Annotated in this window: 24 protein-coding genes; 12 read left to right on the top strand and 12 right to left on the bottom strand. The window is 66.2% G+C overall.

All coding sequences use genetic code 11. The features are described 5' to 3' along the window. The first annotated feature begins 155 nt into the window (after positions 1 to 155). On the top strand, positions 156 to 518 hold the full coding sequence (locus NNX34_RS12590; protein WP_255766870.1) for a hypothetical protein: 363 nt from the start codon (positions 156 to 158) through the stop codon (positions 516 to 518). Here the strand turns inward: NNX34_RS12590 and NNX34_RS12585 are convergent. The 4 genes from NNX34_RS12585 to NNX34_RS12570 all read right to left on the bottom strand — a co-directional run bounded on the left by NNX34_RS12585 (position 515) and on the right by NNX34_RS12570 (position 5,431). After that, the gene (locus tag NNX34_RS12585; RefSeq protein WP_255766869.1) at positions 515 to 1,894 is read right to left on the bottom strand and encodes an MFS transporter; all 1,380 of its coding nucleotides are present in this window, start codon (positions 1,892 to 1,894) and stop codon (positions 515 to 517) included. The genes NNX34_RS12590 and NNX34_RS12585 overlap by 4 nt on opposite strands. A 118-nt stretch (positions 1,895 to 2,012) precedes the next feature. Then, a complete protein-coding gene (locus tag NNX34_RS12580; protein ID WP_255766868.1) occupies positions 2,013 to 2,402 on the bottom strand; it encodes a VOC family protein in 390 nt (129 codons plus the stop codon). Between the two features lie 110 nt (positions 2,403 to 2,512). Continuing rightward, positions 2,513 to 3,922: an aminomethyl transferase family protein gene (locus tag NNX34_RS12575; protein WP_255766867.1), complete on the bottom strand. Its 1,410-nt coding sequence runs from the start codon at positions 3,920 to 3,922 to the stop codon at positions 2,513 to 2,515. Positions 3,923 to 3,943: 21 nt separating this feature from the next. After that, on the bottom strand, positions 3,944 to 5,431 hold the full coding sequence (locus NNX34_RS12570) for an aldehyde dehydrogenase family protein (RefSeq protein ID WP_255766866.1): 1,488 nt from the start codon (positions 5,429 to 5,431) through the stop codon (positions 3,944 to 3,946). Between the two features lie 192 nt (positions 5,432 to 5,623). Here NNX34_RS12570 and NNX34_RS12565 point away from each other — a divergent pair, with 192 nt between their 5' ends. Genes NNX34_RS12565 through NNX34_RS12550 form a run of 4 tightly spaced genes read left to right on the top strand, consistent with a single transcriptional unit; the run spans position 5,624 to position 9,462 of the window. After that, positions 5,624 to 6,514 carry an aldo/keto reductase gene (locus tag NNX34_RS12565; protein WP_255766865.1) on the top strand — a complete coding sequence of 297 codons (891 nt, stop codon included), beginning with the start codon at positions 5,624 to 5,626 and terminating at the stop codon, positions 6,512 to 6,514. Positions 6,515 to 6,558: 44 nt separating this feature from the next. Then, complete coding sequence (locus NNX34_RS12560) at positions 6,559 to 7,260, top strand: type 1 glutamine amidotransferase domain-containing protein (RefSeq protein ID WP_255766864.1); 702 nt, start codon at positions 6,559 to 6,561, stop codon at positions 7,258 to 7,260. 3 nt (positions 7,261 to 7,263) lie between these two features. Next, the gene (locus NNX34_RS12555) at positions 7,264 to 8,109 is read left to right on the top strand and encodes an SDR family oxidoreductase (protein WP_255766863.1); all 846 of its coding nucleotides are present in this window, start codon (positions 7,264 to 7,266) and stop codon (positions 8,107 to 8,109) included. A 33-nt stretch (positions 8,110 to 8,142) separates the two neighbouring features. Next, positions 8,143 to 9,462, top strand: coding sequence for a multidrug effflux MFS transporter (locus NNX34_RS12550; protein ID WP_255766862.1), 1,320 nt, complete (start codon positions 8,143 to 8,145; stop codon positions 9,460 to 9,462). Positions 9,463 to 9,533: 71 nt separating this feature from the next. Here the strand turns inward: NNX34_RS12550 and NNX34_RS12545 are convergent, their stop codons facing one another. Continuing rightward, entirely contained in the window at positions 9,534 to 9,989 is a 456-nt protein-coding gene (locus tag NNX34_RS12545; protein WP_255766861.1) for a DUF3817 domain-containing protein, read from the bottom strand. A 251-nt stretch (positions 9,990 to 10,240) separates the two neighbouring features. Beyond that, on the bottom strand, positions 10,241 to 11,143 hold the full coding sequence (locus tag NNX34_RS12540) for a DUF5996 family protein (protein WP_255766860.1): 903 nt from the start codon (positions 11,141 to 11,143) through the stop codon (positions 10,241 to 10,243). On the opposite strand from NNX34_RS12540, the gene NNX34_RS12535 reads away from it, so the two are divergent. Next, a complete protein-coding gene (locus tag NNX34_RS12535) occupies positions 11,142 to 11,738 on the top strand; it encodes a VOC family protein (protein ID WP_370647050.1) in 597 nt (198 codons plus the stop codon). The two genes, NNX34_RS12540 and NNX34_RS12535, sit on opposite strands and share 2 nt — an antisense overlap. A 52-nt stretch (positions 11,739 to 11,790) precedes the next feature. Here the strand turns inward: NNX34_RS12535 and NNX34_RS12530 are convergent, their stop codons facing one another. After that, positions 11,791 to 12,081, bottom strand: a complete 291-nt coding sequence (locus NNX34_RS12530) for a hypothetical protein (protein ID WP_255766859.1) — start codon at positions 12,079 to 12,081, stop codon at positions 11,791 to 11,793. Positions 12,082 to 12,339: 258 nt separating this feature from the next. Between NNX34_RS12530 and NNX34_RS12525 the strand changes: the two genes are divergently transcribed. Then, positions 12,340 to 14,130: an HNH endonuclease signature motif containing protein gene (locus tag NNX34_RS12525; protein WP_255766858.1), complete on the top strand. Its 1,791-nt coding sequence runs from the start codon at positions 12,340 to 12,342 to the stop codon at positions 14,128 to 14,130. A gap of 251 nt (positions 14,131 to 14,381) precedes the next feature. Here the strand turns inward: NNX34_RS12525 and NNX34_RS12520 are convergent, their stop codons facing one another. Next, entirely contained in the window at positions 14,382 to 15,407 is a 1,026-nt protein-coding gene (locus tag NNX34_RS12520) for a LacI family DNA-binding transcriptional regulator (RefSeq protein WP_255766857.1), read from the bottom strand. A 139-nt stretch (positions 15,408 to 15,546) separates the two neighbouring features. Here NNX34_RS12520 and NNX34_RS12515 point away from each other — a divergent pair, with 139 nt between their 5' ends. The 5 genes from NNX34_RS12515 to NNX34_RS12495 are packed head-to-tail and all read left to right on the top strand — an operon-like array spanning position 15,547 to position 22,059. Then, on the top strand, positions 15,547 to 16,854 hold the full coding sequence (locus NNX34_RS12515; RefSeq protein WP_255766856.1) for an ABC transporter substrate-binding protein: 1,308 nt from the start codon (positions 15,547 to 15,549) through the stop codon (positions 16,852 to 16,854). A gap of 20 nt (positions 16,855 to 16,874) precedes the next feature. Beyond that, a complete protein-coding gene (locus NNX34_RS12510; protein ID WP_255766855.1) occupies positions 16,875 to 17,825 on the top strand; it encodes a carbohydrate ABC transporter permease in 951 nt (316 codons plus the stop codon). Further along, positions 17,825 to 18,643 carry a carbohydrate ABC transporter permease gene (locus NNX34_RS12505; RefSeq protein WP_255766854.1) on the top strand — a complete coding sequence of 273 codons (819 nt, stop codon included), beginning with the start codon at positions 17,825 to 17,827 and terminating at the stop codon, positions 18,641 to 18,643. The genes NNX34_RS12510 and NNX34_RS12505 overlap by 1 nt, the downstream gene beginning before the upstream one ends. Positions 18,644 to 18,645: 2 nt before the next feature. Continuing rightward, positions 18,646 to 21,009, top strand: coding sequence for a glycoside hydrolase family 3 N-terminal domain-containing protein (locus tag NNX34_RS12500; protein ID WP_255766853.1), 2,364 nt, complete (start codon positions 18,646 to 18,648; stop codon positions 21,007 to 21,009). 51 nt (positions 21,010 to 21,060) lie between these two features. After that, positions 21,061 to 22,059, top strand: coding sequence for an acetylxylan esterase (locus NNX34_RS12495; protein WP_255766852.1), 999 nt, complete (start codon positions 21,061 to 21,063; stop codon positions 22,057 to 22,059). A gap of 24 nt (positions 22,060 to 22,083) precedes the next feature. On the opposite strand, the gene NNX34_RS12490 is transcribed toward NNX34_RS12495, so the two are convergent. The 4 genes from NNX34_RS12490 to xylA form a co-directional block, all read right to left on the bottom strand. Beyond that, on the bottom strand, positions 22,084 to 22,839 hold the full coding sequence (locus NNX34_RS12490; protein WP_255766851.1) for a hypothetical protein: 756 nt from the start codon (positions 22,837 to 22,839) through the stop codon (positions 22,084 to 22,086). Positions 22,840 to 22,934: 95 nt separating this feature from the next. Then, a complete protein-coding gene (locus NNX34_RS12485) occupies positions 22,935 to 23,864 on the bottom strand; it encodes an aldose-1-epimerase (protein ID WP_255766850.1) in 930 nt (309 codons plus the stop codon). 10 nt (positions 23,865 to 23,874) lie between these two features. Next, on the bottom strand, positions 23,875 to 25,296 hold the full coding sequence (locus NNX34_RS12480) for a xylulokinase (RefSeq protein WP_255766849.1): 1,422 nt from the start codon (positions 25,294 to 25,296) through the stop codon (positions 23,875 to 23,877). Between the two features lie 90 nt (positions 25,297 to 25,386). Next, on the bottom strand, positions 25,387 to 26,568 hold the full coding sequence (xylA, locus tag NNX34_RS12475; protein WP_257795155.1) for a xylose isomerase: 1,182 nt from the start codon (positions 26,566 to 26,568) through the stop codon (positions 25,387 to 25,389). Between the last annotated feature and the right edge of the window lie 58 nt (positions 26,569 to 26,626).

Here is a 26,626-nt window from a genome sequence, read left to right as displayed (position 1 = left end):
CGGAAGTGCGGCGCTGCACCTCCTCGGGTGGAACCATCTTTCAATATAACTCCGTCGATTGATATGCCTGCTGCGGGTGAAGTTCGCGATCGGCCCCCAGCACCCTCCCTCCCGGCCTCCCGCAGGGCAATCACCGCTGCGCTATTCTCTGTTGCATGACGAACATGGGGAATGCAAAAACAATCAGTCTCGACATAACCTCGAAGCGCGCCCGCGGCCGGGGCGAACTGGTGATCTCCGCACCTGTGGCTGCCCTGCCGCCCGCCGTCGAGCGGGCCGCACACCGGTTACCCAAGATGACCCTCACCGGGGTGTGGCAGGAACGGGCCGAGTTTTCGGTCGGAATGACCTGGAAGTCCTACGGATCCAACATTGTGCTCTCCTTTGAACCGGTGGACGCCGGCACCACGCGCGTGGTGGCCACGAGTACACCGGCGGTTCCCACCACGTTGATGGACTGGGGCCAGGGCAAAGCGGACCTGGCCGAGGTCCTGAACGCCGTAGCCGCCGAGCTCTAGGACAGTGCAGGCCGGGGCGGTGCCAGCCGCCCCGAAAGGGCCAGCGCTGCGGCGGCCAGGCCGGCGGCGCTGGCAAAGGCGCCGATGAACGCACCCAGCGGCGCCACCGGCAGCATCAGGGCAAAAGCCACGGTGCCCAGAGCCAGCCACAGCGACTGCACCAGGTTGTCGTTGACCTGCAGGGAAGAACTGTTGGTGCCTTCCTCCCCCTCGGCAGAAAAGTCCAGCATCAGTACCGACAGGGTGGGAAACGCCATCCCGATGCCGGCACCTGCAACTGCCCAGCCCAGCACGGGCAGCAGGATACTCACCTGGGGATCCACGCTCCATGCCGCCGCACCGATGCCTACGGCCAGGAGGAGTGCCCCCAAACGGACCCTCGCCACCTTGTTCGCCAGGACCGCCAGATTGGCCGCGGCCAGCGATCCGGCGAACCAGGCCACTGCCGAGACGGTCAGCAGCAGCCCGGCCTGCGTAGGCGTGAACCCCCGGTGCACGGACAGTGCCAGGGGCAGATAGGCCTCCGCCCCGATAAAGGCAGCTCCGATGAAACCGCGCAGCAGGATGGTTGCAGGCAGGCCGCGGCCCAGGGTCCAGGTCCGTCGCGGCAGCAGCCGCGGGCCGGACAAGAGCACCAGGGCGGCACAGGCTGCAGCCGGCAGCAGTGCCCATCCTGTGGCGTCACCTCCGGTCAGCCCGATGCCAAGCACGCCCCCGGCCGCCAGCACTGCCCATGCAGTGCGCACATAATCCGGACGCCAGGCTTTACTCCCCGGCAGCTTCCGGAGCACCGGCGCAAGGCCTGCGTAGGCGGCCACGGCGAACAGCGGCGCCACTCCGAAAACCGACCGCCAGCCCAGCAGGTCATTCAGCCATCCGGCAAGGGCCGGTCCCACCAGCGCGGGAAACACCCAGCCGCTGCTGAGCACGGTGAAGGCCTTGGCCCGCAGGGACTGCGGGTAGCCGCGGGCAATGACCACGTACATTGCCACTCCCGCCAGTCCTGCCCCCAGTCCCTGCAGCGACCGGCCAAGGACCAGCATCACCATGGACGGCGCCAGTGCTGCGGCGGCAATGCCCACGGAAAACAGGACGACGCCGGTCCGCAGCGCCGGGGCGGGTCCCCGCGCGTCGGTCCAGCCGCCGGCCAGCGCAATGGTGACGACGGCGGTGGCCATCGGCGCACCGAAGGCCAGGCCGTAGAGGGACAGCCCGTCCAGCTCCCGTGCAACCACCGGCATGACCGTGCCCACGGCGAGGGATTCGAAGGCAAACAGGAAGGCAAGGGTAAAGAGCCCTACATTGGTCGGGAGGTAACGGCGGGACCAGAAACCGGCGCGGTCGCGCCCGGTGTTGACCTTGTGTTCGGCCTGCAAAGTAATGCTCCTTGAGGATGTTGATTCCGGATGTGCTGCTCGAAGTCAACAAGCTCAAGTGCGGTTGAGGTCAAGCGCGGCAGGTGTCAGCGCCTGCCGGACGGCGGGCAGGCCTGCCCTACAGCTGTGACGGCAGGGTGGGCGGGATCTCCGGCATTTCCTGCAGCGACCACTGATTGCCGTCCGGATCGCTGAAGTAAACGAACGTTCCCCAGTCCAGCGGGGTGATCTCGCTGGCGGCCACGCCGTGGTCCACGAGGTGCTGCCGGGCATCGGCCGCGCTGGGAACCACCACCTGGATCCGCTGGGTACCGGGGACCATGTCGGTGGTGCCGGGACCGATCACCACCGAGCAGGCAGACCCGGGCGGAGTCAGCTGCACAAAGCGCAGGCTTTCATCGATGCGTTCGTCGTGGTCGGCGTTGAAACCCACCTGGTTTACGTAGAAGTTCTTGGAGGCGTCGACGTCGGACACCGGCACGGGCACTAGTTCAATTTTCCAGTCCATGGCCTTCACGCTAGGGCCGCCGACGTCGGCGTGGAACGGTGCTGCGGACAGCTTCTGTCCTCGTCCGGCAGGCCAGTCCGGACCGCAGCTGTCCGTCGCACCGGTACCGGCTAGACCGTCGCCGCTTTCCGCCAGCCGCCGTCCGTGTACGTTCGGCGGACCACTTCGGAGTACGGCACCGGGCTGACGTCCACGCCGACGTTGTATTGCCGGTGCGGTTCCACCGACGATTTCCGGGTCCCGCCGTCCGGTTCGCCCCAGACCACCGACAGCCGCGACCCGATCTCCACGTCCGGGTCCACCACGGCCAGCGAAAGCGGACGCTTCTCATTCCAGCTGTAACCCGTGAACATGGAAATGCCCACCACCCGGCCCGAGTCGTCCAGAACCGTGTCGAAATTCGAGGCACCGTAGTTGGCATTGGGCAGGTCGAAGAACTTGTAGGGCAGTTCCTCTTGTTGGTACATCGAGGCGTGGATGGTTGCCACGTCGTCGCCGTCCCAGGCCAGCGTGACCTTCCGGCGCTGGGCCTGCGGGTCCATGGCCTCCAGCGCGTCCCGGCCGATGAAGTCGTGATCGAACTTGATGAAGGATCCGTAGCCCAGTTCCCAGGGGGTGGTGTAGTACCCCTCGACTGAGTCCGGCAGATAGGACCCGGCCACGGCGGAGTGAGCTTCGAAGCTGTCGGCGCCCAGCCAGCGGCGGTAGCCTGCCAGCTGTTCCCCGCTGTAAATGCCGGGCAGGGGTGAGGGGATCCACCCGGATTCGAGGGTGTTGCAGGAGTAGGCGCGCGCGCCGGCAGGTTCAAGCCCGAACTCCGCGCCGGCGCTGAGGATGGTGTCCCGGATCCGGTCGTAGTCCTCGTACGGACCCCAGAGTTCCAGGCCGGGCGCTCCCGCCATGCCGTGGCGCAGGGTCCGTACCCGGGTTCCGCCCACGTTCATATGGGACATGCTGAAGAATCTCAGCTGCTCCAGCGGGCCGCCGTTCACTTTCTCGATGACGTCCCAGGCGCGGGGTCCCTGGATCTGCAGCCGCCAGTAGTCCCGGAATACGGGTTTTCCCATGGGGCGTGACGGCGAGCGCCGGTCGGTCTTCAGCTCGACGTCGTATCCGCCTTGTTCCGCGTTGTAGAGCAGCCAGTTCACGGCAGGCGAGCGGCCGACAAAGACGAATTCAGTCTCCGCTTCCCGAAACAGGATTCCGTCCCCGATGACGTGTCCGTAGGGGGTGACCGGAACATATTGCTTGGCCCTGCCGACGGGAAAGTTCGCCATCGAGTTGATGGCGGTATCGGACATCAGCTGCAGGGCTCCGGGTCCGGAGATGCTCAGGTTGTCCATGTGGTGGGACTGGTCAAACAGCACTGCCGATTCGCGCCAGGCCCGGACCTCGTTGCGCCAGTTGGTGAACTCCGCAGCGACGACCGGGTAAACGTAGGCGCCCACCTGCACATTGCGCAGGTAATCCACGGCGTTTCCGGACGCGTCCAGAACCTCCTGCAGGGAATTGGGGGACATATTCGGTTCCTTTCGTGGGCCTCAGTGGGCAGCCGCGGCTGCAACTTCGTCAAGGTGGGCAATGGATCGGGTGTCCTGGAAAGCCCGGACGCCCTGGATTCCCTGTTCACGGCCCATACCGGACTGCTTCATGCCGCCGAACGGGGCGCGAAGGTCCAGACGGGTTGCTCCGTGGTCGTTGACCCACACGTAGCCGCAGGCCAGGCGCGAACCGACCGCGTTCGCCCTTGCCGGATCCTCGGTCCAGACCGAGCCGCAGAGCCCCGCCCAGCTGTCGTTCGCCCAGGTAACGGCTTCGTCTTCGGAATCAAACGGAATGATTGGAATCACGGGCCCGAACTGCTCCTCGGTGACCACCCGCAGTTCCGGCGGCGGATCAAGGACCAGCGCCGGGCGCAGGAAGTTGCCGTCCCGCAGGTCCGGATCCGTGGGAAGGGTGCCGAACCGGCGGACCTCGGCGCCGGCGGCCTCTGCCTCCTCGATCAGGTCTGCCACAAAGGCCTTCTGCGCCGGTGAATGCAGCGGCCCCATGGTTGTTCCTTCGTCGAGGCCGTAGCCGATGACGGCGTTTTCCAACCGGGCGGACAGTCCCTGCACCAGTTCGTCGATGCGGGAGCGGTGAACGTAGATCCGCTTGGCGTTCATGCAGATCTGGCCCGTTGTATCGAAGACCGCGGCATGCAGCCGGTCCAGCCGGGTGTCATCCAGCAGTGCATCGTCCAGGATGATGGCCGCATCGTTTCCACCGAGCTCGAGGGTGACCCGGGTCAGTGACCCGGAGGCCATTTCCATAATCCGTTTGCCGCCGTTGACGCTGCCGGTGAAACAGACCTTGGCAACGTCGTCGTTCCGGATCAGGCCGGACATGTCGCTGTCCCGGCCGGTGACGACGTTCAGCACTCCCGGCGGCAGTTTTTCGGCCACGCGCTGCACAATCCGGGTGGTTGCCAGCGGCGCGGTGGGCGGCGGTTTAACGATGGCGGTGTTCCCCGCCAGCAGGGCGTGGGGCAGGGATGCGCCGAGGATTGCGACCGGCCAGTTGAAGGGCACAATCACGGTCACCACGCCCAGCGGCTGATAGGACACGGTGGTGGTGACGGGAATGCCCGGCGCCGGTTCGAGGATCGCGTCGCTGTCCACCTGATCGGCCAGGGACAGGGCAAGCTGCCAGCGGAGCTCGAAAACGAGGGCGTCCACCCAGCTCTCCATAACGATCTTGCCGTTCTCCCGGGACAGGATGGCCGCGTCCTCATCCCGCAGGTCGGCTATGCCTGCAATCGCGTCGGCCATCTGCGCCGCCCGTTCCTGCGCGGACAGCGCCGACCAGGCGGGAAAGGCCGCCTTCGCGGCGCTGACGGCGTCCGCCACGTCCTCCGGGGTTGCGGCCGCTGCGTGGCCTGCCACCTGCCCGGGCCTGGCAGGATCCGCGACAGCCAGGGTTTCCTGCGTCCTCCGGGGCTCGCCGTTGATGTACAGCCCGGTCACCACCTGGGCGGAAGTCTTCGTCATCGCCAACACCTCTCTGTGTTGCTGCTGCTGCTGCTGCTGCATCCGCCGGCCGGAAGCTTCGAATGCCCTGCCACGGTGGGTACAAGGTAGCCCACAGCGGGGGTCCGGACAACAGGGTCCGAAAGGGGGCCGCCGGCACCTAAGTAAGGATGCTGAGGAATAAACCCGGCGACAGGCCTTGTTGACGCCTACATGACTGATACGACGGAAACCTCTCCCGCCCTGTCCCCCACCATCGACCTCAAGGACCTCGGCATTGTCCACCGCCTTGGCTTCGGCGCCATGAGGATTGTGGGACCCGGTGTCTGGGGCGAGCCGGAAAGCCGCGGAACCGCCGTCGACGTGGTGCGCCGCGCCGTCGAGCTGGGCGTCGACTTCATTGACACCGCAGACTCCTACGGACCGAACATCAGCGAAGAAATCATCGCCGAGGCGCTCTACCCCTACCCGGACGGCGTCCGCATCGCCACCAAGGTCGGCTTCGTCCGTACCGGCCCGGACGTCTGGGTACCGGTGGGCCGCCCCGAATACCTGCGCCAGCAGACCGAACTCGCGCTGCGCAAGCTGCGGGTCGATTCCCTGGACCTGCTGCAGCTGCACCGCATCGACCCCAAGGTCGATCCCGAAGAGCAGTTCGCCGTCCTGCGCGACCTCCAGCAGGAGGGCAAGGTGAAGGCGCTCGGCCTGTCCCAGGTCTCCGTTGCCGAGCTGGAAGCCGCGTCGAAGTTCTTCACCGTCTCCACCGTGCAGAACCGCTACAACCTCACCGACCGTTCCTCCGAGGACGTGCTGAAGTACGCCGAGGACAACGGCATCGGCTTCATTCCGTGGGCCCCGATCTCCGCCGGCGAGCTGGCCCGGCCGGGCGGTCCCGTGGACGAAGCAGCGAAGCGCCTGAACGCCAGCACCTCGCAGGTTGCCCTGGCCTGGCTGCTGCGCCGCTCCCCGGTCATGATGCCGATCCCGGGCACCGGCTCCATCGAGCACCTCGAGGACAACCTGGGTGCCGCAGACATCTCACTCGACGACGCCACCTTCGCTGAGCTGGACGCCGCCGGCGCCGCCGCAGCACCGGCCGAGTAACAACACTTTCCGCTTTTCCCGCCAAGCAAAGGAGAAAAGAACGCATGGCAAATATCCTGATGGTTGTATCCGCAGCAGACTCCCTCACCATGAAGGACGGCAGCGAACACCCCACCGGCTACTGGGCCGAGGAACTGGTTGAATCCCACCGCGTGCTGCGCGAAGCCGGACACACCGTCCGCATCGCCACCCCCGGCGGCATGAAGCCCACCGTGGACCAGGTCAGCCTGGCTCCCGAATCCGCCGGCAGCCCGGAAAAGGCCGCTGCCTTCACCCAGTACATTGCCTACATTGACGCCGAGCTCTCCTCGCCGCTGGTGCTCGCCGACGCTGACATGTCAGAGTACGACGCCGTGGTCATGCCGGGCGGGCACGGCCCCATGGCGGACCTGGCCTTCGACAAGGACATGGGCCGGATCCTCATCGCGGCCGATGCCGCGGGCAAGATCATTGCCCCGTTCTGCCACGGCCCGGCCGGCCTGCTGGCCGCCGAAACCGAGGACGGCGAATTCATCTTCTCCGGCCGCAAGCTCACCGTCTTCACGGACGAGGAAGAGCTTAACGGCGGCACCGGGGAGAACACCCCCTGGTTCGTGGAGGAAGTGCTGCGGAACAAGGGCGCCGTGATCGAAACCGGTCCCGCCTGGACCAGCTACGTGGTCCGCGACCGGAACCTGATTTCCGGCCAGAACCCCCAGTCCAGCGAGGATGTGGCCAAGGCCGTCATCTCCGCCCTGGCTGAGTAGAACATGACGGTCCTGATCGCCGGCTGCGGCGATCTGGGCACGGAGGCCGGCCTGCGGTTCGCTGCGGCCGGCTTTTCCGTGCTCGGCTGGCGGCGCTCCCCGGAGAAACTGCCGAAGGAGATCACCGGGCAGACCGTGGATCTGGCAGGCGACCTGCCGCGCATTCCGGCGGACACCGACGTCGTCGTCATTGCGGTGGCCGCCGATCAGCGGACCGAGGAGGCCTACCGTGCCGCCTACGTCACCGGCACCGCCAACGTCCTGGACGCGCTGGAGCGCGACGGCGTGGAGCCGCGCCGCATCCTGTTCGTTTCCTCCACAGCCGTGTACGGGGATGCCGACGGCGGCGAGGTGGACGAGGAAACCCCGGCCCGCCCGGCGTCGGCCACCGGGGCCGTCATCCTTGAGGCCGAGCAGCTGCTGCACGCCCGCAGCCCCGACGCGGTGGTGCTGCGGCTTTCCGGCATCTACGGGCCGGGACGCACCCGGCTGATCGACTCCGTGAGCGCCGGAACCGCCGTCGTACCTGCCGGCACGCAGCTGACCAACCGGATCCACCGGGACGACGCAGCCGAGGCCATCGTGCACCTGGCCACCCGGGTTTTCCATCCCGCGCCGCTGTATGTTGGAGTGGATATGGAGCCGGTGGAGCTGGCCGAAGTGCTCGGATTCCTGGCTGCCGAGCTCGGCCGCGAGCTGCCGCCGGCGGGCGACACCTCCAGCAGCCGCGGCGGCAACCGCAGGCTGAGCAACCGGCGCCTGCGCGGAACCGGATTCGACTTCGCCTACCCCACGTACCGGGAAGGCTACCGCGCCGTGCTGGCCGGTGCCGGCGTACGCCATCCATAGAATTTAGGAACCACAACCGCACCAGGAGTGCCTGTGAGCGATACCCCGCCCAAAAACGGAACACGAAACCGCACCGCAACCCGCACGAGCATCAAATACATCCTGATGCTCGGCGCGCTGGCCGCGCTTCCGGCAGTGACCACGGACATGTACCTGCCCGCCCTGCCGGAGGTGGCCGAGGACCTGCACACCAGCGCCGCCGCCGCGCAGTTCACGCTCTCGGGCACCCTGCTCGGTGCCGCCGTCGGGCAGCTGGTCATCGGACCGTTCTCGGACCGCTTCGGGCGAAGGCTGCCGCTGATCATCGGCATTGCCCTGCACGTGGTGGTTTCGCTGCTGTGCTTCCTGGCTCCCAACATCGGCGCGCTGATTGTGCTGCGCCTGCTGCAGGGCTTCTTCAACGCCGCCGCCGGCGTGGTGGCCCTCGCCGTGGTCCGTGACCGGTTCACCGGCTCCTCCGCCGCCGCGATGCTCTCCCGGCTGATGCTGATCATCGGCCTGGCCCCGCTGCTGGCCCCCAGCATCGGGCAGGCCGTTTCAGGCCTGTGGAACTGGCGGGCGGTGTTCCTGGCGCTGGCACTGATCGGTGTTGTGCTCGGTGCGATCGTGCTGAAGTGGATGCCCGAAACGCTGCCGCCGGAACGGCGCCGGACCAAGGGCGGCGCCAGCACCTTCAGCGGTTTCCGGGTCCTTTTGAAGGACCGGCAGTTCCTGGCGCTGGCCACCATTCCCGGCCTGGGCATGGCAGTGATCATGAGCTACGTGGTGGGTTCGCCGTTCGTCTTCCAGGACGAATACGGCCTCAGCCCGGCACAGTACGCCGCAGTGTTCGCGATCAACGGCGTCGGCATGGTCATCTCCGCGCAGCTCAACGCGTGGCTCGTGGGCCGCTACTCCCCCATGGGGATCCTGCGGCTGGCCGTGGTCCTGCTGCTGGGGCTGACCGTCCTGCTGCCGGTGATTGTGCTGACCGGCTTCGGCGGCGCCGCCGGCCTGACCGCCGGATTGTGGCTGGTCCTGGCGATGCACGGCTTCATCGCTTCGAACTCCTCCATACTCGCCCTGAACGACTACGGGCATATGGCCGGAAGTGCCGCAGCACTGATCGGTGCCCTCCAGGTGGGCCTGGCCGGGATCATCAGCCCGCTGGTCGGCATTCTCGGCGGCGGGGCGATGGCCATGGTTTCGGTGATCATCGGCTGTGCCGCCCTGATCGTCCTCATTCTGGCCACGGCGACGACGGCGTACCGCGGCGGCGGCTCCAACCGTCCGGGCCGGCGTCGGCTGCGTTCCGGTGCCGCTGAGCCCGCGGCCCCGGCTGAGCCGGGCGCCCCGCTGGCCACGGAGTCCTAGGGCTTACCCCAGCTGAACGGGCGGGCCAGCGGAACGGTTACCCCAGCTGAACGGGCGGGCCAGCGGAACGGTTACCCCAGCTGAACGGGCGGGCCGAGGTAGAGCAGGACGCTGAAGACCACGGCCACGGCAACCAGGGCCACGATCCCGGCGGCGATCGGCCGGCGCAGCACCAGGGCGGCAATCCGGTCCACGCCGTTGGTGGGCTCTTCGCCGCCGGGGGCCATCCGCCAGCCGCCCTTCAGCATGCCGCGGCGGTCCACCGACTTCTCGAAGGGAATGGTGGCCCACGGGATCACCGTGGTGGCCAGGCCGAGGATGCCGGTGCGGGCCGGCCATTTCTGGTTGGCCCAGACAAAGAGGGTGACCACGCCGTAGGACAGGAAGACGAAGCCGTGCAGGCCGCCGAAGATGGGCGTGAGCGCTTCAAAATCCAGCACGTACTTGGCGAACATGCCGATCAGGAGCAGGGTCCAGGTCACGGCTTCGGCCAGGGCGAGGGTGCGGAACAGTTTGCGGGGTGACATCGAGGGGGTCCGCCTTCATTTCGGGTTTACCAACAGTATGTCAGCATGCCAGCGGGTGGCGCGAATCTGCTCCCGGGCCCGGGACCGCCGTCGATGCCCGGCCACAGAAAAGGCTGCCGCGACACGATGCCCCGGGGTTCGGGGTCGTGTCACGGCAGCCTCCTGCCGAAGCCGGACGGGTCAGGCGTGCGCTTTTTCGAGCTGCTCGCGCGTGGCGTAAGAGGTCTGGGTGCCGCGCCGCCGGGCTACCGTCAGTAAGCCAGCGGTTCGGTGATCCAGTCGATGTCGTCCCACGGATCCAACCGTTGCACTATGTCGAAGCTCGTTCGGCAGAAGTCCACCACGGCCTGCTGCGGATCGTCATAACTGAAGGCGTCCTTGAGCGTGAGGATGAACTCGCTGGACCGAGTGAGGAATTCTGCCTTGGCCGGAGCCAGCATGGTCCCGTAGCTGCCGATGTTGGAGAGGAACGGATAAGGCATCACGTAAAACGCCGGTTCGGTGGAGGACGGGTCGCCGGGCCAGAAGCCGAACTCGCAGAACCGTTCATCAAAACAGTTCACGGCGATCACGCCGTTTCCGGGGTAGGGCTCCGACTGTCCGCTGAAGATGGTTCCGGAAAGGTCCATGGTGCCGAACCAGTACGACGGTGCGAAGACCTTTCCGCGCACCGGCCCGAGGAACTGCCCAAGGCTTCGGTGGGCGAAGTGCAGGTTGTCCAGGAAAAGTTCCACCGCGTGCTTGTCATAAGTGGAGTGCTTGGTGTCGGCGTCGAAAGGCACCGGATCGTAGAATTCCTGGGGGTCGGTGTTGATGACCGTGGGCGCATCGATGAATTCCAGCGCCCCCATCAGTTGACGGTAGAAGTCCGCCACGCTGAGGCCGTCGGTGAGTTCGATCCGGGTGCGGATGTAGTTGCTGTTCTGCACGTCCACATGATGCTGGCGCAGGTTGAAGTAAATCTCGAAGTTCGTATCGGGTCCCGGCATGATGCCGGTCCCGATGCCCTGGACGGTGAGGGGCATCCGTACGTGGCCCCATTCCGGTTCTGGGTAGCTGTGCTCCAGTTTCACCTTGCCCGCTACCTGCAGGTAGAGGTGCAGGGTATCGGCGGTGGCCTGCCAGTCCGGGTAGTTCAGGAAGTTTTTGTCCATGGGAAGCGCCTTCGGTCGGGGGCTCGGTGGCGGTGGCTCGGTGGCTTCGGTGGCTTCGGTGGCGGTGGCTGGCTTCGGTGGCGGACGCTCGGTGGTGGACGGCGAACGTGCTGCTCCCAGTCTGGAACCCGCCCCGGAGCCGGTCAACGGCACCTTCTGGCACAATCAGGTCCGTTACTGTAATCAGTCGGGACTCGGGGGATTCATGCGGCTGCACCATGTACAGGTTTCAATACCCACGGGCGGGGAGGACCAGGCCCGGCGGTTTTACGGTGAGGCACTGGGACTGACTGAGGTGGACAAGCCGCCGTCGCTCGCCGGCCGGGGAGGCTGCTGGTTCCGGGCGTTCGACGGCGAGGACGTCGTCGCGGAGATTCATCTGGGAGTGGACTCCCCCTTTGTTCCTGCCAGGAAGGCACACCCTGCCCTGCTGCTGGATTCCGCTAATGCACTCGAGGAACTGGGAGCCAGGCTCTCGCGGCACGGCTTCGATGTCTCCTGGGCTGACCGGCACACGTTCGAGGGTTACGAGCGGTTCCATTGCAGGGACCCGTTCGGGAACCGGGTGGAAATCCTTTCACCGCCTGCGGGCTGATCCTGCCGGCGTACCGGGTGCAGGGCGGTCCGACGGTGCGGGGCGGGCCTGTCTAGTCAAACGCGAAAGTGCGCGCACGGACCAAAGGCACGCGCAGCTTGTTGACCGCGCCAGCCATGGCCTCGGTGCCGACGTCCGCAAAGGAGCCCATCCCTCCGTACAGGCGCAGGCAGTCAGCGGCCCTCTCCCGCAGGTCGGAAACTTCAGTAATGCCGGCAAACATGTGCTCAATCCGGTTTGCCAGCCCACTCCGCCACTCGTCGTCGTCCATCCTCGCTGCGGCTCGGACGGCAGAAGCGGCCGAAAGGATTTCATCGCGGACGTCTTCAACACTTTGCGGCATAGCGGGGCGGCTCTCTCTCCGGTGTATCGGTCCCGCTGACCTTAGCCATGATCAGGTGGTCCGTCGAACCTGGGTGCTGAGATGTCGGTGCTGAGAGGCGTTGGGGGGGGCGTTGGGGCTCCTCCGGCGGGCACTCCCGGAGCCAGGCTCCCGGGGTAGGTAGTGCTGCAGAAAAGACAGGTATTTTCGATTTCCGGGGAGGCCAGTTAGGGGCTGGTTTGGGCCCGGAAATGTCAGTGCCGGATGAAATCCTGAGGTATGGATCAGCTCGGAAACACCGAACCGACAACTGAAGAGCCAGGCATGGACCAGCCGCCGACAAGGCCGGCTGGTGACGCGGAGGCGTCCTGCTCTCCCGTAACTCTCGCGGTGTTTTGCGCGGCGCTGGCAGTGACTGTCGGTGACGGCGGGAAGCCCGACGCCGGCACGACCGGACCAGCCTCCACTTCCACGGCTGCCCCTTCTGGTTTCTCCGCCGAAGCCGACCCGGTGGAAAAGGTTTTTCGGAACGGGGCCTTTGAAAGCCGCGCCGCCGGGGACACTGCTGATGCTTACCCGGACGGTTTCACCGGCACACTGGCCCTGCAGAACCTCGAAGCCTTTGACGAAGCCACGGTCGGTGAGGCTTTGGTCCGGGTGGAGCATTTGATTTCCTGGGGACAGGCGCAGCGGTCCCGCCTATTGAACCGGATGGAGGAAATCTTCCGGGACAAGTTCTTCGACCCGTCGGAGCGGGATAAACCCGGGATTGCTTTCAGCCTCGCGGCTGCCGAATGTGCCGCCATCCTGAATGTTCCGCAGGTGACCGGTCAGCGGCTGTTGAGTGAGGCCGGGCAGCTGTGCGGCACCCATACGGCGACCCTGACCGGGCTGGAGGAGGGGCGGTTCTCGTACCAGCATGCCCAGGTGGTCCTGGAGCAGTGCCAGAACGTTCCTGCGGAGAAACTCCCAGGGTTCGAGGCCGACCTGCTGAAGGCTGCGGAGGGTCAGACGCGGGCGCAGTTTTCGGCCAAGGCCCGGCGGCTGCGCGAAAAGACGTTCCCGGAGACGGTCAGCAAAAGGCACCTGACTGCGTTCGAGCAGCGCATGGTCACCCTGGACCGCGAAGAAGACGGTATGTCCTGCCTGTCGGCTCATCTGCGTGCGGCGGAAGCGCAGCAGATCTATACCGCTCTCAGCACTGCGGCGCGGGGTGAGCAGGCGGGAGGGGATCCTCGGACCACGGACCAGCTGCGTGCCGATATTTTGGCGCAGCTGCTGATGGGCGGCAGCCGGGGACTTTTCGCGACTGCCGGAGCCCGAGACAAGGCCGGTTCCCGAGACGCGTCCGGAACCCGGCCCGGCACCGGCCACACCAGCAATGACACTGGCGCAGCCACCCGGGACGAGGACGGAACCGGCTTTGGCAACGGCCCGGAGGGCGCACCCGATCGCCCAACAGGACCGGACGATGGAATCGTCCCGAGGGCGGAAATCATGGTCCTGATCAGCGCAGAGACCCTCTTCGGAGCCGACGACCAGCCGGCAGAACTGCACGGCTACGGCCCCATCAGCGCCGAAGAAGCCCGCCGACTGGCCCGCAACGCCGTCGGATGGACCGGACTGGCCCAAAACCCGCACACCGGAGAGATCCTGGGCGTGGGACGGCGCAGAAAGGTCCCTGCCGGGCTTCGCCGCTGGCTCCGCGCAAGGGACGGAACCTGCAGGTTTCCCGGCTGCCGGGTCAGCACCGCAAATGCGGACATCGACCACACCATCGACTGGGCGCGCGGCGGTCCCACGGACCACGGGAACCTTGAACACCTCTGCCGCCGGCACCACCGGTTCAAGACTCTGGGCTATTGGAAAGCGTGCCAGCCCATCCCCGGGGTGATTGAGTGGACTTCGCCGACCGGCCGAGTCTATCGCGCAGAGCCGTTTCTCGATTTGGTTTCTCAGCAGCCGACGGACCCGCGGACGGATCATAAGCAGCGGCTCCCGGACCTAGGGACGGCGCACGCGACGACAGACCATGAGAAAAACATTCCTGAAGCCCCACCGCCGTTTTGAGCGGAGTGCAAAACGGCGGCATGAGATCCTGGCGTCCTTGTGTCGGGACGGCTTACAGGATCACGGCGTCACGGGCGCACGGGCGCCTCGGGTCGTGGGCGCACCGGCTCACGGCCTCACGGCCTCACCGCGTCATCGCGTCACGGGGCTCACGGGCTCACGGGCTCACGGGCTCACGGAAAGACGCTGGCAGCAGTGGGCACCCGGGCGCCTCGGGACCCAGCCGAGACCCAGCCGGGACCCAGCCGGGCCTATGAGGTGACGGCCGCAGGCACCCGGGCAGTACTCTGCCGCACCACCAACGAGGTGGCCAGGTCCAGGCGCAGGTTGTTCGGCCGCTCCCCCTCGAACAACCGGACCGCCATCCGGGCAGCTTCTTCGGCCATCTCGATCAGCGGCTGGTGCACGGTGGTCAGCGCAGGACTGGACCACTGCGCCACCTGCAGATCGTCATACCCGACAATCGACAGCTCATCCGGGACGCTGATACCCAGCTGCCGGGCGGCGTCGAGCACCCCCAGCGCCTGCAGGTCGCTGCCGGCAAAAATGGCAGTAGGCCGGTCCGGAAGCGACAGCAGCTCCAGCGCGTGATCGCGGCCGCCGTCAACGTGGAAGTTTCCGTACCGAATCAGATCCCGGTCGAGCGGCAGTGCGGCGTTGTTCAGCGCAGATCGGTAGCCGTCAATCCGCGCCAGCGAACACATCATGTCCTCCGGCCCCGTGATCGCAGCAATCCGGGTGTGCCCCAGATCGATCAAATGGCGGGTGGCCATCATGCCGCCGGACCAGTTTGCCGACCCCACGGACGGCACATCCGGAGCAGGATCCCCCGCCGGATCGATGATCACAAACGGAATGGACCGCGCTTCGAGTTGCCGGCGTGAGTCCTGCGCCAGGTCGGAAAAGACCAGTACGACGCCAACTGGCCGGCGGGCGATGACCCCTTCCACCCACTCGGGCGACGGCGCGTGCCGGGTGCCGCTCTCCGTCAGGACCACGCTCAGGCCCTTCTCCCGGGCAATGTTCTCCACGCCGCGGATGATCTCCAGTGCCCAGGCGCTTTCGAGTTCGTGGAACACCAGTTCCAGCAGCCGCGACTTGGCCCCGCCTTTACGGCGATAGCCGTGCTCCTCCAGCAACGCCTCGACTTTCGCGCGCGTTTTCCGCGAAACGTCCGTTCTGCCGTTGAGAACTTTCGAAACTGTCGAGAGTGAAACCTCAGCCTCGGAGGCCAGGTCCGCCAGCGTGACCGGGTTCTGCGGCAGTGATGACTGCATAGGTAGTCCTTCGGGTGTTCGAGCCAGCGCGGACAACAGTTTATCGAAAAGTGTTGCGCATCACATTACGCGCATCTTATGCTGACGGCGTCTAGTAACTTTCGACCAATATACCGAAACTTTCGGAAGGTGTTCAACGATGAACAAACCCTCGTCCCGGACCCCGGTCCTGGCTGCCGCCGGCATACTGGCGCTCAGCCTCACCCTGGCCGGCTGTGGAGGCGGCGACTCCGCTGCCTCGGACCGTCCCGAAAATGAGATCCATGTCCTCGTTTACGGAGACGCGAGCAACGACGTCGAATCCGCCATGGTCGAACGCTTCAATGAGACCTCCGACGTCAAGGTGGTGCTGGATACCATCCCCGGCGCCGAATACCAGCAGAAGCTGCAGACGGTCATGAGCACCGACGCTGCACCGGACATCTTCTTCAACTGGGGCGGAGGCAGCATCTCCGACTTCGTCGATGCAGATCTGCTGATGCCGCTGGATGACTTCATCGAGGAGGATCCGCAGCTGAAGGACGCCTTCCTTCCCTCGGTGTTCGACGTCGCCACGGTGGATGACACCCCGTACGGAGTGCCGATGCGCGGCACCCAGCCCGTGATGCTCTTCCACAACAAGGAAGTGCTCGCCTCGGCAGGCATCGAGGAAGCACCGCAGACCTGGGACGAACTGCTCGACGCCGTCGAGAAACTCAAGGCTGCAGGCAAGACCCCTATCGCCCTCGGCGGCGGCGACGAATGGCCCACCCAGATGTGGTTCTCCTACGTCTATGACCGCGTAGCCGGACCGGAACTCTTCCAGTCCGCTATCGACGGCGACACCGACGTCTGGGATTCCGAAGAAAGCCGGGAATCGCTGGGCATGCTGCGTGAACTGGTGGACACCGGGGCCTTCGGCACCAACTTCCAGTCCGTGAAGTTCACCGACGGCGGCTCCCACACCCTGCTCTCCAGCGGCCAGGCGGGCTTCGAACTGATGGGCTCCTGGGAGTACTCCACCATCCAGGACGTCAACCCCGAGTTCGCAGCCAGCGGCCTGGGCTGGAGCGAATTCCCCGAGATCGAGGGCGGCAAGGGAGATCCTGCCAACCTGGTCGGCAACACCAACAACTACTACTCCGTCCTGGCGGACACCCGCTACCCGGAAGCCGCACGTGACTTCCTGAAGCTGATGTACTCGGACGAGTTTGTCCAGGAGCAGATGGCCATCGGCAACCTGCCCACCACCACCAGCACCGAGGGATTCCTGGACCAGGCGACCAACCCGGACTACGCCCGCTTCCAGTTCGGACTGGTAGAGGATGCGCCTAACTTCCAGCTGTCCTGGGACCAGGCCTACCCGCCGGCCGCAACACCCACCATCCACAGCGCTGTTGCCGACTTCTTCGCCGGAAGCATCGACGAAGACGGTTTCATTGAAGCCATGCAGTCGTTGAAGAAATAGCCGGACCGATTGCCGAGACCATGACCACTCTGCTTCCACCCCGGCCGCCGGCCGCACCGGACAACCCCTCCAAGGGACGTCCGGTGCGGGCCGGCCGGGCCCGGCTGAACCGTCCGGGCGTCGCCTGGACCCTGCCCGCCACCGTCTTCTTCCTGCTTTTCGCCGTGGTCCCGCTGATCGCCGTCGTCGTCCTGTCCTTTATGACCTGGACGGGCTTGGGCGAACCGAAGTTTGTCGGCACGGAGAACTGGGAAACGCTCGCCGGCGATTCGGTAATGCTCAAGAGCCTGTGGCTCAGTGTGCTGTTCATTGTGCTGGGTGTTGCCACCCAGACTCCCGTGAGCATCCTGCTCGGTGTCTGGGCAGCAGGACCGCAGCGGAACCGCGCCGTGCTCAGCGCCATCTTCTTCCTCCCCCTGCTGCTCTCCTCCGCCGCCATCTCGGTGCTGTGGCGCGCATTGCTGGATCCGAACTTCGGGGTTCCGGCGCAGCTCAAGTGGCTGTTCGGGGACGGCAACCTGTTCGGCAACCAGTCCACTGCCATCGGCGTGATCATCTTCGTGGGTATGTGGCAGTTCACCCCCTTCCACACGTTGATCTACCAGGGAGCCGCCAAGTCCGTTCCGCCGGTGCTGTACCAGGCCGCGGAAATCGACGGCGCCGGACGGGCACGCCAGTTCTTTTCCATCACCCTGCCGCAGCTGCGCAACAGCATCATCACCTCGGTGATCCTGATGGTGGTGGGCGGGCTGACCACCTTCGAGACGGTGCTGATCCTGACCAACGGCGGACCCGGGACGGACACCACCATCACCGCGTTCTACATGTACGAGGAAGCCTTCCGCCGCTACAACTTCGGCATGGGTTCCGCCATCGCACTGGTCCTCGTGGTGGTGGCCACCGCCATCTCACTGATCATGGTGAAGGCCTCCGGCTACGACAAAATGCGCAGCACCATGGAGGGAGTCTGATGCGTACCCGCCCCAATTACATTGCCGGAGCCGCGGTCACCGTCTGGCTCCTGATCGTTGCCCTGCCGCTGTACGTCATGGTTGCCGCCAGCGTGCAGAGCCGTGCCGAGTTCAGCGCCAACGGCCCGCTGTCCGTGCCCACCAGCCTGACCTTCGAGAACTTCCTGCTGGTCTTCGACAGCGGTTTCGGCAAGTACTTCCTGAACACCTTCCTGGTTACGGCCGGTGTGGTGGGCATTGTCCTGCTGGTGGTGCCGCCGCTGTCCTACGCAATTGTGCGCAGCCAGTCCCGCTCCACAACGCTGATCTTCCGGTTCTTCCTGCTCGGGCTGGCCATTCCGGTCCAAGCAGTGATTGTGCCGATGTTCTACCTGATCAACTCGGTGGGCCTGTATGACACCCTGCTGGGCATCATCCTGCCCACGGCCGCGTTCGCACTGCCGATCTGCACGCTGATCCTCTCCGGGACCATGCGGGACATCACCCCCGAACTCTACGAAGCCATGTCCGTGGACGGAGCGTCCACCACACGCACCTTCCTGCGCCTGGTGCTGCCGCTGTCCAAGGGCGGGCTGTCCACGATTGCGGTGTTCGCCGCACTGCAGGGCTGGAACGGGTTCCTGCTGCCGCTGATCCTGACCCAGTCGGAATCCACCAAGGTGATCACGCTTGGCCTCTTCAACTTCCAAACCCAGTACGGCATCAACGTGCCGGGCATCCTCGCCGCGGTGATGCTCTCCATGGTTCCCGTCCTGCTGGTGTACCTCTTTGCGCGCCGCGCACTGGTCCAGGGCCTTATGGGCGTTGGCGGAAAGTAGACATGACAGAAACAACAGTTCAGCACCTCCCTTGGCGGGACACCTCCCTGACCGCCCGCGAGCGCGCCGCCCGGCTGGCAGAGCAGATGACGCTGCGGGAAAAGGTGGCCCAGCTCTTCGGCGTCTGGGTCGGTGCCTCCAGCGAAGGCGGCCAGGTGGCACCCCACCAGCACGACATGAAGGAACCGGTGCCGCTGGAGGATCTCCTGCCGAACGGGCTGGGCCAGCTCACCCGGCCGTTCGGCACCCTGCCCGTCGACGCCGGCATGGGCGCCCTGTCCCTGATGCGCACCCAGCAGCGGATCGCCGAGTCCAACCGGTTCGGCATCCCGGCCATGGCACATGAGGAATGCCTGGCCGGGTTCGCAGCCTGGGGTGCCACGGCGTATCCCGTGCCGCTGTCCTGGGGTGCCACGTTCAACCCGGAATTGATCGGCCGGATCGGTGCGGCTATCGGCACCGACATGCGCTCGGTCGGCGTGCACCAGGGCCTCGCTCCCGTGCTCGACGTCGTACGCGACGCCCGCTGGGGCCGGGTGGAGGAGACCATCGGCGAAGACCCGTATCTGGTGGGCAGCATCGCTTCCGCCTACATCCGCGGACTTGAAGGTGCGGGCGTGGTGGCCACGTTGAAGCACTTTGTCGGCTACTCGGCATCCAAGGCCGGCCGCAACCTGGCCCCGGTCTCCGTCGGCATGCGCGAACGCGCGGACGTCCTGCTGGTGCCTTTCGAAATGGCCGTGCGGGAATCCGGGGTGCGCTCGGTGATGCACGCATATACCGACGTCGACGGCGTCCCCTCCGCTGCGGACCGCTCACTGCTCACCGGCCTGCTCCGCGAGACGTGGGGTTTCGACGGCACCGTGGTGGCCGACTACTTCGGAATCAGCTTCCTCAAGGAACTGCACCGGGTGGCCGGTTCGCTCGGCGAGGCGGCTGCGGCGGCGCTGACCGCCGGCGTGGACGTGGAACTTCCCACCGTGGATGCCTTCGGCGAGCAGCTCATCGAAGAAGTGGAGTCCGGGCGGTTGGATGAAGCCGTCATCGACACCGCGCTGCTGCGGGTGTTGACCCAGAAGGTCGAACTCGGGCTGCTGGACCCGGACTGGTCCGCGGTGCCCTCGGCCCTGGCCGGCATGGACCTCACGGACTCGTCCGGCGTGCTGGGTTCGGTGAACCTGGACCGTCCGGAGAATCGCTCGCTGGCGGCCGAGGTCGCCGAGCAGGCACTGATCCTCACCGCCAACAACGGAATCCTGCCGCTGGCAGCGCCGGGCCGGATCGCCGTCGTTGGACCCAATGCCGACAACCCGATGGCGTTCCTCGGCTGCTACTCCTTCCCCGCCCACGTGGGTGTGCAGCACCCCGAGGTGGCAGCGGGAATCGAGCTGCCCACCGTCGCGGCAGCGCTGCGCGGCGAGTTCCCGGACAGCGCAATGACCGTGACCGCCGGCTGCAGCGTGGACGGACCCGAGACGGACGGATTCGCCGATGCGCTGTCCGCCGCCCGGGAGGCCGACGTCGTCGTGGCCGTGCTGGGCGACCGGTCCGGACTCTTCGGACGCGGCACCAGCGGCGAAGGCTGCGACACCGAATCGCTGGTCCTGCCCGGAGTGCAGCAGCAGCTGCTGGATGAACTGCTGGATACCGACAAACCCGTGGTGCTGGTGCTGCTGACCGGGCGCCCCTATGCCCTGGGCCGCGCCGCCACGGACGCCGCCGCCATTGTGCACGCGTTCTTCCCCGGAGAAGAGGGCGGACCGGCGATCGCCGGTGTGCTGAGCGGCAGGGTGAATCCCAGCGGCCGGCTGCCGGTCAGCGTCCCGGCCTCCCCCGGCGCCCAGCCGTCCACCTATCTGGCCGCCCCGCTCGCACAGTTGAGCGACGTGTCCAGCATCGACCCGACGCCGGCCTTCGGGTTCGGCCACGGGCTGGGTTACAGCAGCTTCGACTGGTCGGACATCGCCCTGGACGGCCCGGCGGAGTTCGGCGTCGACGGCGAAACGTCCGTCTCCGTGACCGTAGCCAACACCGGCGGGCGCGACGGCGTCGAGATCGTCCAGCTCTACCTGCACGATCCGGTGGCCTCGGTGGTGCGTCCGGTGCAGCGGCTGGCCGGGTTCGCCCGGGTCCCGCTGCGCTCGGGGGAAGCGGCGAAGGTGCGGTTTACGGTTCCGGCCGACGCCGCGTCCTTCACCGGGCGGGACGGGCAGCGCGTTGTGGAGCCCGGCGAGCTGGAGCTGCGGCTCGGGGCTTCCAGCACTGATATCCGGACAACCGCCGGTGTTACCCTGACGGGAACCGTCCGGGAAGTAGACCACACCCGGCGGCTGCACTGTCCGGCGGACGTGGTGCCGCTGGGCTGAACACCCGCAACCGCACGCAACGCGCACCTTCAACCCGGGAGCCGGAAACGCATGTACTACGACCTGCCCGCTGACCAGCTTGCCGCCTATCGAGGCAGCACCAGCGCTCCGGAGGACCTGGACCGGTTCTGGGCGGACACCCTGGACGAGGCACGGCAGCACCCGCTGGCGGTAGGGGTCACCCCCTACCCCAGCGGGCTGCGGACGGTGGAAGTTTACGACGTGGTGTTCCCGGGTTTCGGCGGTGAACCCATCCAGGCCTGGCTGCGGCTGCCCGCCCGGAGCGTGCGCGGTGATGGGCAACTGCCCGGCGTCGTGCAGTTTGTCGGTTACGGCGGCGGGCGCGGGGACGCCCGCGAGAGCCTGTTCTGGGCCTCCGCCGGCTTTGCCCACCTGCAGATGGACACCCGCGGGCAGGGCGCGGGGTGGAGCACGGGTGCGACGCCGGACGCCGCCGGCAGTGGCGGTCCGCAGGTTCCGGGGGTGATGACGCGAGGGGTGCTCGACCCGCAGACCTATTACTACCGCCGCCTAATCACCGATGCCGTCCGGGCGGTGGAGGCTATGCGTTCGCTGGCCGACAGCGGAGCCGCACCGGTCGATCCGGCGCGGGTGGCCGTGCTGGGGCAGAGCCAGGGTGGAGGGCTGGCCCTGGCTGCCGCCTCGCTGTGCCCTGAGGTGGCCGCCGTCGTCGCCCTGGTGCCGTTCCTTTCCGACTTTCCGCGGGCACTGACCGTCACCGACGGCTACCCGTACCGTGAAATCGTTGATTTCCTGTCCATGCAGCGCGGGGCGGCGCAGCAGGTGATGCAGACGCTGCGCTATTTCGACGTCGCGAACCTGGTGCCGCGCGCCACGGCCCCCGCCCTGTTCTCGGTGGGGCTGATGGACACCACCACTCCCCCGTCCACCGTCTACGCCGCGTACAACAACTACGCCGGACCGAAGGAATTGTCCGTGTGGCCGTTCAACCAGCATGAGGCCGGCGGCATCGAGGACGAGGTCCTGGCCCTGGCGTTCCTGCAGAAGCAGTTCGGGGAAGTGTATTAGTTGGGCCCTAGACGGACATTGATGTTATTTTCCGTCAATTAGGATGGGTCGAACTAAGAGACTCCGCGCGCCCTGATCGCTTTCACGAGAGTCTTCCACAACGCCGATGAGCTTTGCCTTTTTCAAAGACTGACGGTAGTTGTCCACCACAACTTCGCTGCTCATGTGATTATGGTTCAAGGAACCTAAGAGATCTTCAAACAACTCGACTTGATGCCCAGTTTTCACTTCCGCTTGCATGGACAAGCCCCATGCGTGAAATTCACGGTCGCGTTCTTCTGCGGTTAGGATCCCCTCCCGCCTATAAATTTCGGCCCGCCCTTCCGGACTCGATGGAAACCATGTCCCTCTAAACGCTGATTCATCCCCTACGTATCGCGAATAATTGTCAACCGATCCAACCCCCATCACAGAAACTGATGGCGAGATCCCCAGCCGAGGTGCTTCTCCGGCAAACAGAAATATTGTGAATGGCTCCTGGCTCCCGCCAATGCCCATTGTCTTGACCGCGCCGTATGCAATGTTTCGCAATGAGATGTTCACGAGGTCCTGCTCTTTTGCCTGCTCCACTGGGACTATCTCCCTGCCGTACCGGTGGGCTGCTTTGAGTAGACGTTCAGATCTCGTGAACCTCCGCTTCCACGGGACAAACGGCAATTGAAGCTTAAAGAAACCAAGATTCAGTTCCGCGGAGCCCGTGCCGGCCGCTTCAAAATGTTGCTCTCCTTCCTCATAGTCCAATAACTCTTTTGCCGCGCGCGACGAAAAATAGATAGCCATAATTACAGGATAGCTGAGGTTCAGATAATCGAGTTCTTAGACTTTTAGTCTTTGGCAGCGGGCAGTCAGTTTATTGTTTTGCTTAACCTTAATGACTAGGATTCGGCCTTCACGGCGGCAATCCGGAAAGCCAGCCGGTGCTCCTCGCCAGGTGCCAGCACAATGAGGCCCTCCCCGGAGTTGAAGGCATCCGGCGGGCAGGTCATCGGCTCCACGCCCACGCCCAGGCGGTCCATCTTCTCGCCGGAATAGACCTGCAGCCACGGCGCCTCCCTGCCGGTGGCGGACAGGACAGCACCGAAGCCGGTCTCCGGGTCGGTAAGCGTGACCTGCCAGTCGCCGTCGGGCAGCCCGGTGAAGGCATGGTCTACGGTGCGGGTACCGATCGGTTCCGGAGCGGAGAAGGAGAGCACGGTCCCCGCGGTGTCCCGCAGTTCGCTCAAATCCAGGGGCCGGCCGGACTGCTCCGGACCACCGAGGACCTGCACGGCAGGAACGTCCAGCACACAACCGTCCACCGGCACCCGGTCTGCAGTGAGGTAGGGGTGGGCAGAGGCTCCGTAGGGTGCGGACGCAGTGCCCGCATTGGCGGCGGACAACTCCACGCTTAGCCCGGTGTCGGCATCCAGGGCATAGACCGCCTGCAGTTCCAGCTGGAACGGATAACCGGGCTGTCCCATCAGCCGGTGCCGCAGGACCGCGCGCTCCGGCGAGGTTTCGACAACGTCCCAGGCATCCCAGGCCACCAGTCCGTGCAGGGCCATGCCGGTCTCGGGCTCGTTGACCGGCACCTGGTACTCGGTGCCGCCAAAGGTGTAGCGGCCGCCGGCAATCCGGTTGGGCCAGGGCATCAGCACCTTGCCGCTGAAGGCCTCCGGAATTTCGTCCTCCGCGAGCGGCAGCACCACGTCCCGGCCGCCGAAGGCCAGCCCGGCGAGCGTGGCACCCACCGGCAGGATGGTGGCCCGGTAATCCCCGGCGGCCAGGGAAACCGGATGGCCGTTGGGCCCGAAAGAGGAAGTCATGGGCCCGATCCTATCCGGCAGCCGGCAGCGCAGGGCTTCCCGCCGCCTGCCGGTAACGCTGCAGCACCCCGGGCGTGGGATCCGCCGTGACCACCACGGACGCGCCGTCGTTCCACGCAGGCCACTCACCGGTGAGGATGGCTGCGGCCTGCCGGGCGGCGCCGTCAGCCACGTACTCCCCCGGCCGCGGGACGGTGACGGGAAGCGCGAAGACAGCCGCAATGACCTGCTGGATCGCCTCGGACCGGGCAGCTCCGCCCACCAGGATCACACGCTGCGCGGAGACCCCCGTGTTCTTCAGCGCCGCGAAACCGTCCGCGAGCGAGCAGGCCACGGCCTCGACGGCGGCCCGGGCCAGGTTCGCGGGAGTGAAGTTCCGCAGCGTCATGCCGTGCAGGGACCCGGTGGCGTCCGGCAGGTTAGGGGTGCGTTCCCCTTCGAAGTAGGGCACCATCACCAGGCCGTCGGCACCGGCCGGAGCGGAGAGGGCCAGCCGTGTCAGTTCGTTCAGTTCCACCCCGAGCAGGGCGGCGGTGGCGTCCAGGATGCGGGACGCGTTCAGGGTGGCGGTCAGTGGGAGGAAGTGACCGGTGGCGTCGGCAAAGCCGGCCACCAGGCCGGTGGCGTCCGACGTCGGGGCGTCGACGACGGCGAACACGGTGCCGGAGGTGCCGATGGAGACCACCACATCCCCCACCCCGGCCGCGACACCCAGTCCGGCGGCGGCGTTGTCACCGGCGCCGGGCCCGATCAGCGCACCGGCCGGGGTGTGGGCGCCCGCCTCGAGCGGACCCAGGACGCGGGGCAGCTGCGGCACGTGGCCGAGGGTCTGCTCCAGGATTTCAGGAAGGTACTCGCCGGTGGACGGGGACCAGTAACCGGTGCCGGAGGCGTCGGACCGGTCGGTGGTCAGGGCGGCCAGCCCTTCTGCACCGCTGCCCGGCCCGTAACCGGCCAGGCGCCAGCTCAGCCAGTCGTGCGGCAGGCAGACGGCGGCGGTGCGGGCGGCGTTTTCCGGTTCGTTTTCGGCCAGCCAGCGCAGCTTCGTCGCAGTGAACGAGGCCACGGGCACGGAGCCCGTGGTGTCGGCCCAGTACCGGGCACCGTCGGGCCCGGCATCGGCAACGAGCTTGTCCGCGGCAGCGGCGGAGCGGACATCGTTCCAGAGCAGGGCCGGGCGGACCACGGCACCGGTTTCATCCAGGCAGACCATGCCGTGCTGCTGCCCGCCTACCGAGACGGCGTCGACGTCGTCCAGTCCCCCGGCAGCCTCCGCGGCTTCCAGGAAGGCTGCCCACCATGCTTCCGGGTCCACCTCGGTACCAGCCGGGTGGCGGGCCGTGCCTTCGCGCAGCAGCGCGCCGGTCCGGGCATCGCGGATGACTACCTTGCAGGACTGGGTGGAGCTGTCGACTCCGGCAACGAGTGGCATGTCGAGCCTTTCAACGGGTGCTGCCGCCGGTCCCCCAGGGCCCGGCGGCAGCACGATTCGGTGATGTTTTGCGCGTCGTGCGCAGGTAGCCTAGCGGGCACCCATCAGGTGTTCCAGCGCAAGCTGGTTCAGCTTCACGAAACCGAAGTCGCGGTCCGCGGCGGCGTCGGCGTTGAAGTCCTCGAAGGACGCGGAATCGGAAAGCAGGTCCGTGACGGATTCACCGGCAGCCAGCGTGGGCTGTGCCAGCTCGGTAATGCCGGCGTACTGCATGGCTTCCTGCACCTCGGGATCGGCGCGGAAGGCCAGGGCACGTTCCTTGAGCAGCAGGTACATGTCCATGTTGGCCTTGGCGGATTCCCAGACGCCTTCGTAGCCCTCGGTGCGGGAGGGCTTGTAGTCGAAGTGCCGCGGGCCTTCGTAGCGCGGTCCGCCGTTGGGGAAACCGTTCTCCAGCAGGTCCACGGTGAAGAAGGCGCTGGTGAGGTCGCCGTGCCCGAAGACGAGGTCCTGGTCGAACTTGATGGACTTCTGGCCGTTGAGGTCGATGTGGAACAGCTTGCCGGACCACAGGGCCTGGGCGATGCCGTGGGTGAAGTTCAGCCCGGCCATCTGCTCGTGCCCGGTCTCCGGGTTCAGGCCGACAATGTCACCGTGCTCGAGCTGGGCGATGAATGCCAGGCCGTGGCCGATGGTCGGCAGGAAGATGTCGCCGCGCGGTTCGTTGGGCTTGGGCTCGATGGCGATGCGCAGCCCGTAGCCCTTCTCCTTGATGTAGCCGGCAGCGGTGTCGATGCCCTCACGCATGCGGTCAAAGGCTGCGGAGAAGTCCTTGGAACCGTCGTATTCGCTGCCTTCGCGGCCGCCCCACATCACGAAGGTTTCCGCGCCGAGCTCCGCGGCGAGGTCGATGTTCCGCAGCACCTTGCGCAGTGCGAAGCGGCGGACGGAGCGGTCATTGGAGGTGAAGCCGCCGTCCTTGAACACCGGGTGCGTGAACAGGTTGGTGGTCACCATGGGTGCCTTGAGGCCGGTTTCGGCCAGGGCGTTGGTGAAGTTCTTGATGATGATGTCCCGCTCCTGCGCCGTGGCGTCGAAGGGAACCAGGTCATTGTCGTGGAAGGTCACCCCGTAGGCGCCCAGTTCAGCGAGCTTATGCATGCCCTTGATGGGATCCAGTGCGGCCCGCGTCGGTGTGCCGAAGGGGTCGGTTCCGGTCCAGCCGATGGTCCAGAGGCCGAAGGTAAAGCGGTCGGAAGGCGATGGCGTCATTGTCACGATAGCTCCAGATCAAGTATTAGTTGGAAGCAACAACATATTCGGGCAGCGG

The sequence above is a fragment of the Arthrobacter sp. zg-Y1116 genome, from assembly GCF_024385485.1.
Taxonomy (GTDB): Bacteria; Actinomycetota; Actinomycetes; order Actinomycetales; family Micrococcaceae; genus Arthrobacter_B.
The sequence above is the reverse complement of the archived record's forward strand: the minus strand, read 5'-3'. Positions and strand labels throughout refer to the sequence as shown.

What these genes read in the sequence shown, in the direction of transcription:
- NNX34_RS12590 (WP_255766870.1), top strand. Translation starts at nt 156, where the DNA reads ATGACGAACATGGGGAATGCAAAAACAATCAGTCTCGACATAACCTCG.
- NNX34_RS12580 (WP_255766868.1), bottom strand. Translation starts at nt 2,402, where the DNA reads ATGGACTGGAAAATTGAACTAGTGCCCGTGCCGGTGTCCGACGTCGAC.
- NNX34_RS12575 (WP_255766867.1), bottom strand. Translation starts at nt 3,922, where the DNA reads ATGTCCCCCAATTCCCTGCAGGAGGTTCTGGACGCGTCCGGAAACGCC.
- NNX34_RS12570 (WP_255766866.1), bottom strand. Translation starts at nt 5,431, where the DNA reads ATGACGAAGACTTCCGCCCAGGTGGTGACCGGGCTGTACATCAACGGC.
- NNX34_RS12565 (WP_255766865.1), top strand. Translation starts at nt 5,624, where the DNA reads ATGACTGATACGACGGAAACCTCTCCCGCCCTGTCCCCCACCATCGAC.
- NNX34_RS12560 (WP_255766864.1), top strand. Translation starts at nt 6,559, where the DNA reads ATGGCAAATATCCTGATGGTTGTATCCGCAGCAGACTCCCTCACCATG.
- NNX34_RS12555 (WP_255766863.1), top strand. Translation starts at nt 7,264, where the DNA reads ATGACGGTCCTGATCGCCGGCTGCGGCGATCTGGGCACGGAGGCCGGC.
- NNX34_RS12545 (WP_255766861.1), bottom strand. Translation starts at nt 9,989, where the DNA reads ATGTCACCCCGCAAACTGTTCCGCACCCTCGCCCTGGCCGAAGCCGTG.
- NNX34_RS12535 (WP_370647050.1), top strand. Translation starts at nt 11,142, where the DNA reads ATGGGAAGCGCCTTCGGTCGGGGGCTCGGTGGCGGTGGCTCGGTGGCT.
- NNX34_RS12540 (WP_255766860.1), bottom strand. Translation starts at nt 11,143, where the DNA reads ATGGACAAAAACTTCCTGAACTACCCGGACTGGCAGGCCACCGCCGAT.
- NNX34_RS12530 (WP_255766859.1), bottom strand. Translation starts at nt 12,081, where the DNA reads ATGCCGCAAAGTGTTGAAGACGTCCGCGATGAAATCCTTTCGGCCGCT.
- NNX34_RS12525 (WP_255766858.1), top strand. Translation starts at nt 12,340, where the DNA reads ATGGATCAGCTCGGAAACACCGAACCGACAACTGAAGAGCCAGGCATG.
- NNX34_RS12520 (WP_255766857.1), bottom strand. Translation starts at nt 15,407, where the DNA reads ATGCAGTCATCACTGCCGCAGAACCCGGTCACGCTGGCGGACCTGGCC.
- NNX34_RS12515 (WP_255766856.1), top strand. Translation starts at nt 15,547, where the DNA reads ATGAACAAACCCTCGTCCCGGACCCCGGTCCTGGCTGCCGCCGGCATA.
- NNX34_RS12510 (WP_255766855.1), top strand. Translation starts at nt 16,875, where the DNA reads ATGACCACTCTGCTTCCACCCCGGCCGCCGGCCGCACCGGACAACCCC.
- NNX34_RS12505 (WP_255766854.1), top strand. Translation starts at nt 17,825, where the DNA reads ATGCGTACCCGCCCCAATTACATTGCCGGAGCCGCGGTCACCGTCTGG.
- NNX34_RS12500 (WP_255766853.1), top strand. Translation starts at nt 18,646, where the DNA reads ATGACAGAAACAACAGTTCAGCACCTCCCTTGGCGGGACACCTCCCTG.
- NNX34_RS12495 (WP_255766852.1), top strand. Translation starts at nt 21,061, where the DNA reads ATGTACTACGACCTGCCCGCTGACCAGCTTGCCGCCTATCGAGGCAGC.
- NNX34_RS12490 (WP_255766851.1), bottom strand. Translation starts at nt 22,839, where the DNA reads ATGGCTATCTATTTTTCGTCGCGCGCGGCAAAAGAGTTATTGGACTAT.
- NNX34_RS12485 (WP_255766850.1), bottom strand. Translation starts at nt 23,864, where the DNA reads ATGACTTCCTCTTTCGGGCCCAACGGCCATCCGGTTTCCCTGGCCGCC.
- NNX34_RS12480 (WP_255766849.1), bottom strand. Translation starts at nt 25,296, where the DNA reads ATGCCACTCGTTGCCGGAGTCGACAGCTCCACCCAGTCCTGCAAGGTA.
- xylA (WP_257795155.1), bottom strand. Translation starts at nt 26,568, where the DNA reads ATGACGCCATCGCCTTCCGACCGCTTTACCTTCGGCCTCTGGACCATC.